Source organism: Devosia sp. (genome assembly GCF_036676215.1).
In the GTDB taxonomy this organism is placed as follows: Bacteria; Pseudomonadota; Alphaproteobacteria; order Rhizobiales; family Devosiaceae; genus Devosia.
This window is the reverse complement of sequence record NZ_JAKFDJ010000031.1, coordinates 1-5,663: the sequence shown is the minus strand read 5'-3', so window position 1 is coordinate 5,663 and position 5,663 is coordinate 1. Positions and strand designations below refer to the sequence as shown.

Annotated in this window: 7 protein-coding genes; 3 read left to right on the top strand and 4 right to left on the bottom strand. The window is 65.6% G+C overall.

The window, feature by feature from the left end:
• Positions 1–189: 189 nt before the first annotated feature.
• Genes V6M52_RS02185 through V6M52_RS02175 form a run of 3 tightly spaced genes read left to right on the top strand, consistent with a single transcriptional unit; the run spans position 190 to position 2,448 of the window.
• Complete coding sequence (locus V6M52_RS02185) at positions 190–786, top strand: class I SAM-dependent methyltransferase (RefSeq protein ID WP_332698967.1); 597 nt, start codon at positions 190–192, stop codon at positions 784–786.
• A 57-nt stretch (positions 787–843) separates the two neighbouring features.
• Complete coding sequence (locus tag V6M52_RS02180; RefSeq protein ID WP_332692473.1) at positions 844–1,776, top strand: SDR family oxidoreductase; 933 nt, start codon at positions 844–846, stop codon at positions 1,774–1,776.
• Positions 1,777–1,785: 9 nt separating this feature from the next.
• Positions 1,786–2,448 carry a TetR family transcriptional regulator gene (locus V6M52_RS02175; RefSeq protein ID WP_332692475.1) on the top strand — a complete coding sequence of 221 codons (663 nt, stop codon included), beginning with the start codon at positions 1,786–1,788 and terminating at the stop codon, positions 2,446–2,448.
• Here V6M52_RS02175 and V6M52_RS02170 read toward each other — a convergent pair.
• The 4 genes from V6M52_RS02170 to V6M52_RS02155 all read right to left on the bottom strand — a co-directional run.
• On the bottom strand, positions 2,433–3,125 hold the full coding sequence (locus tag V6M52_RS02170) for an RES family NAD+ phosphorylase (RefSeq protein WP_332698970.1): 693 nt from the start codon (positions 3,123–3,125) through the stop codon (positions 2,433–2,435). The genes V6M52_RS02175 and V6M52_RS02170 overlap by 16 nt on opposite strands.
• A 2-nt stretch (positions 3,126–3,127) precedes the next feature.
• Positions 3,128–3,634, bottom strand: a complete 507-nt coding sequence (locus tag V6M52_RS02165) for an MbcA/ParS/Xre antitoxin family protein (protein ID WP_332692506.1) — start codon at positions 3,632–3,634, stop codon at positions 3,128–3,130.
• An 89-nt stretch (positions 3,635–3,723) separates the two neighbouring features.
• Positions 3,724–5,007: a branched-chain amino acid ABC transporter permease gene (locus V6M52_RS02160; protein WP_332692477.1), complete on the bottom strand. Its 1,284-nt coding sequence runs from the start codon at positions 5,005–5,007 to the stop codon at positions 3,724–3,726.
• On the bottom strand, positions 5,004–5,663 hold a 660-nt coding region (locus V6M52_RS02155), incomplete at its 5' end, for a branched-chain amino acid ABC transporter permease (protein ID WP_332698964.1). The genes V6M52_RS02160 and V6M52_RS02155, both read right to left, overlap by 4 nt.

The following is a 5,663-nucleotide window of genomic DNA, read 5'->3' as shown; positions in this document are numbered from 1 at the left end:
GACATCGATTATGACGGCGCCGGTGGCGCGCTCGACTTCGACGAAGTCGGCGACGTGGACGGCATCATCGTCGAGCTCGCCGTCGAAGGCGGCGCCTTCGTCGAAAAGGGCCTGATCCAGTAACTCCGCACCATCCGCACAATATAGAGGGCCCGGGATCACTCCCGGGCCCTTTTGCTTGGAGGCCCCATGCCCGATCCGGAAACGCTGAAATTCTACGCCGACAACGCCGCCCAATACGTGCAGCACGCCAGTCGCCCGGCGCCGCAGCTGGTCGACTTCATGGCAAGGCTGCCCCCTGGCGCCTCCGTGCTCGAACTGGGCACCGGCAATGGTCGCGATGCCGCCGCCATGCTGGCAGCCGGCTTTGCCGTCACCCCATCCGATGCCTCTCCCGAGCTTGCCGCGGAAGCCCGGGCCCGGCTCGGCTGTCCAGTCCGCATCATGGCCTTCCACGAACTCGACGATAGCGAGGCCTATTACGGCGTCTGGGCCAATGCCTGCCTGCTGCATGCGCCCCGCGCCGAGCTAACCGGTGACCTCAGCCTGATCCACCGCGCCCTGCGCCCGGGCGGCCTGCTCACCGCCAGCTTCAAGGCCGGCCAAGGGGAAGGCCGCGATCAGTTCGGTCGCTACTACAATTACCCCGACCGCGCGACGCTGCAGGGCCATCTGCTCGCCGCGGCACAGTGGGCCAGTCTCGACATCAGCGAGAGTGACGGCTCGGGTTACGACAACCGCCCGACCCGCTGGCTCTGGGCATCGGCTCGCAAGGCGGCTCCTTGACAAAAGACCATCGTTCTCTTAATTAGAGACCAATGGTTTCTTATTGAGGACGACGTCATGAGCTTTTCCGAACGCGACATTCCCGACCTTGCCGGCAAGACGGCCATCATCACCGGCGCCACCGGCGGGCTGGGTTATGAGACGGCCCGCATGCTGGCCGAGCATGGTGCTCGCGTCATCCTGGCCGGCCGCAATCCAGCCAAGGGCGACGAGGCCCTTGCCCGCATCCGCGCCACCACGCCCCATGCCGATATCGCCTTCGACATGCTCGATCTGGCCAGTCTCGCCTCGGTCGCCGCCTTCGTCGCGCGACGGGAAGCAAGCGCCACGCCCATCGATATCCTGGTGAACAATGCCGGCGTCATGACCCCGCCGACCCGCCAGACCACGGTCGATGGTTTCGAGCTGCAATTTGCCACCAACTATCTCTCCCATTTCGCGCTGACCATGGGGCTCCTGCCGCTGCTGCGGGCGGCGTCCGCCCCGCGTGTGATATCTCTGTCCAGCGTCGCGACCCGCCAGGGACAGATCGACTTTGCCAACCTGCAGTCGGAGAACGGCTACACGCCGATGGTCGCCTATAGCCAGAGCAAGCTGGCCTGCCTGATGTTTGCCTTCGAGCTGCAGCGCCGCAGCCACGCCCAGGGCTGGGGCATCACCAGCATAGCGGCCCATCCGGGCATCGCCCGCACCGAACTCATCGTCAACGGCATGGGCGAGGCCAGCCCCGCGGCCTTCATCCGCCGCCACCTGACCTTCCTGTTCCAGCCCGTGCCGCAGGCGGCTATGCCCAGCCTGTTCGCCGCAACCGCACCCGAAGCGATGCCGGGCGGCTATTATGGACCCAGGTGGCTGATGGAAGTCCGCGGCCCGGTAGGCGTGGCGGCCACGCCAGCCGCGGCGCTCGACACGTCAGTCGCCAGCCGTCTGTGGGACAGGTCCGAGCAACTGGTGCGCCTGCCCTTCCCTGACATGGCCGGTGCGGCTTAGAATGGACGCATGAGCGTTGCCCCACCATTCCAGCGTGCCCGCAAGCCCGAAGAGATCAGCCAGCGCCGCGAGACCTTGCTCGCGGCCGCTGCCGAACTGTTCGATGCCGAGGGCCCGGCCGGTGCCGGGCTCAATGCCATCGCGGCGAGGGCCGGCTTCACCAAGTCCAACGTCTATCGCTATTTCGAAAGCCGCGAACAGGTCCTGCTGGAGCTGTTCCGCGATGAGTTCGGCCAGCTGGTCGATGTGCTCGAGCCGGCTATTGCGGCGCAATCGCCAGGCGATGTCCCCGGCCTCGCTGAAACGATTTCCAGCACCTTCCTGGCCCGCCCGCGCTGCTGCGAACTGATCTCGATCCTGTCGAGCACGCTGGAGCAGAATGTCTCCGAGGAGACAATCGCCGACACCAAGACCTTCATGAACAACCAGACCGCGCGCATCATAGCGGCGCTGGCCGCGCGCCTGCCCGGGGCGACACCGGCCGATTGCGGCTGGGCCATTGCCATGATCGGTTCGCTGCTGGCCGGCATGTGGCCGGGTGCCAATCCGCCGCCAGCCGCTCGGGCCGTTCTGGCACGGCCCGAATTCGAGCATCTGCGCGTGGTGCCGGCGCGCGACCTGAAGCGCGCGGCCATCGCGCTGCTGACGAGCATTGCTCAGGGCCGGGTCTGACGCCGCGATTGCGGTGGACCCGCGCCCAGCCGTGTCACCGCGATCGTCGCGCTGTCGACCGCCACTGCAATGTCGAAATGCTCGGCTTGCACCACCTCGACCACCTTGCTTGGCCGATAGGCACAGATGGCCACCCCGCCCTGATGGCGCAGGCTGTCATAGATCACGCCATCCTCGCCCGCCGCGCGCAGAGCTTCCCCGAATGTCTGGCTGGCGGCATAGTTGCTGCGGTCATAGAGTGCGGCGTCGTTGAGCCCCCTGATATCGCGATAGGCGCCCAGCAGGCGGCAGCCATAGGCGCGATAGCGCCGCCTCGCCGTGGGCAGCCTGCGGGCAAATGCCTCGCGCCGCAGGTGGTGCGCCACTTCGGCAATCGCGGTATCGATCCGCGCCGCCCCGTACCAGGCGCCCAGGTCCGGCCCGGAAAAGCGCGCGCCGCTGACCGGCGCATGGAGGAACGCCGCCATGACGATGGAGGCATTGGCGCGTCCAAAGGCCCATTCGGCGCGCGGCAGGCGGCCAAGCCGCTCGGCCACCAACCGGTCGTTGGTCCAGCCCGCCAGCTCCATGACCGCCTCGAGATCGGCGGCGCGCGCCACCGTGTCGAAGAGCCCGATGGGCGGAAATTGCGAGGGAATCAGCCGATGCGCCGGCACGGGCGCCGCGGCATGGACGATGCTCACCGCCAAACAATGTCCCGGTCGGTGCTGGGCGCGAAACCGGCATCGAGCCCGTTGGGCGGCATATAGAGCCCGCCCCGCGCCGCATCGAGAAACCGGCGCACCTGCAGCAGTCCGTCCAGAGTTCCAGCCGTCACCAGCGTAATGGGCGGCTGGCCGCCAAACAAAGGCGCATCATGCGGCCCGGTGAGCCATGCCACGCCCTCGCCTTGCGTATCGAACAGCACGCCAAGCGCCTGGTGAATGCCCAGCAGCGCCGACAGCCGCGTCAGGCTGTCCACATCCAGGGTGACATCGGCCTGCTCGCGCGCCAGCCGCATCCAGTTGTGGTAGGTCGAGCGCGACGGATAGCCCAGCACCAGCCGGCGCTGCTGCTCATTGAGGCCCCAGAGATCGGCAATAGCGGCAAAGCTGCGCAAAGCCGGCCCGCTGAGCCGACGCCGGTTGGCCGGCTCAAAGCGCTCGGCACCCAGCGCCTGTGCCGGCGCAAACCCAGTCTGTTGCATCTCCGCAAAGCCGGCCCGCACCATCTGTGCCTCCAAAGAAAGAAAAGCTCAGATGCACACATAGTCCATATTTGGACTTTTCACAAGACCTATCCCTCGCGGCGCACTACTTCGGGTATGAGTCCCTTGGGCGCGTATCGCAGCGCGATGGTGATCACCAGTCCCAGCACGAAGACGCGCATCTGCGCCGAACGCGACTCGATCTCGGGGATGGCACCCCAGCCGATATTGCTCGACCAATAGCTGACAAACTCGAAGATGACCTTGGCCAGCGGCTCCGACACCACCCAGACCAGCCAGATCAGCACCGCGCCGAACACTGCGCCCCAATTATTGCCGGCGCCGCCGACAATGATCATCACCCAGATCAGGAAGGTGTGGTTGATCGGCTGATAACTCGACGGATCGAAGATCTGCGTGAAGCTCACCAGCATGGCGCCGCCGATACCCATCAGCACCGAACCGAAGACGAAAATCTCGAGCTGCCGCGCCGTGACATTCTTGCCCATGGAGGCGGCGGCGATGTGATTGTCGCGGATGGCCCGCATCATGCGGCCCCACGGACCGGCATAGGCTCTGGCGATCAACCAGATGGCCGCGCCCAGCACAGCGATCCCCAATAGCAGGAAGCCGCCGCGTGCCAGCAGCAGCGAGGAAAACATGTCCGATCCCGAAGCCTGATAATCCTGCGGCAGCGGCGTCGGCCACGGAATGGGCGACACGGTCAGCGTGCCGCGGGTCAGCCAGTCCATGTTCTTGACCAGCGCGCGGATGATCTCGGAAATGCCGATCGTGGCGATGGCCAGATAGTCCGTGCGCAGCCCCAGTGCGATCTTGCCGACGATGAAGGCAATACCCGCCGCCAGCACGCCGCCAAACAGCCACCCCAGCACCGGATGCGCACCCAGGCCCCCGACGAAACCGGCATTGGCCTCGATATAGGCGGCAGCCGGATCGATCTGGCTGCGATAGACGCAATAGGCCACGAACCAGGCCAGCACGGTGACTAAGCTCTTCCACTTGCCGCGAATGCCGATGCGCTCGCTCTTGCGCGCGCCGATGACCAGCAAAGCGCCGGCGGCAAAGGCGATCAGCGCTCGTCCCAGCATCCACGGCCCGTCCGAGCCCCAGAATTGCGGGTTGACCGGATAGGAGATGAAGGTGACGGCAAAGCCCCCCAGCATCAAAAAGCCCATGATGCCGAAATTGAACAGCCCGCCATAGCCCCACTGGATATTGAGTCCCAGCGCGATCAGCGAATAGGCCGCGGCCTCCACCAGCCGGCTCGAAGTAAAGGGCAGACCCATGAGCCAGCCGATCACCAGGATCAGCACGAACAGCCCGGCAAACAGGGTAAGCGACCGCCGTATCATGACGAAGCTCCCTTGAAGATACCGGTCGGCCGCACCAGCAGCACGACCACCAGGATAACGAAGGCCACGGTCAGCTTGTATTCCGTCGGCACCAGCGCCAGCGTCGCGGGCAGTTGCAGCCATTCAGGCAGCACGCCATTGAGCGGCCGCAGCACCATGGTCCAGTTGAACACCGCCAGCGACTCGGCAAAGCCGATCAGCAGTCCCCCCGCAATGGCGCCATAGGCCTGGCCCAGCCCGCCGACAATCGCCGCGGCAAAGATCGGGATGATGATGTTGAAGGCCAGGTCCGGCTTCAGCGTCACGTCCAGCGCCAGCATGGTGCCGGCCATGCAGGCCAGCGCCCCGGCGACAATCCAGGTCACCCGCACCACGAGCGCTGTGTTGATGCCCGAGACCTGCGCCAGATCGGCATTATCGGCCATGGCGCGCATCGCCTTGCCCAGCCGCGACCGGGTCAGGAAGAAGTGCAGCGCCAGCACCGAGGCGATGGTCACCACGATCATCAGCAGCTGCGGCTCGGTGATCACCAAAGGCCGGGTCGAACCGAGGAAACTCGTGTCGATGCGGAACACATCCTTGGTTTCATTTTCGAAAAAGGAATAGCTCCCGGCGCCGAAGAACAGCCGGATCAGCCCCTGCACCATCAGCGTCAC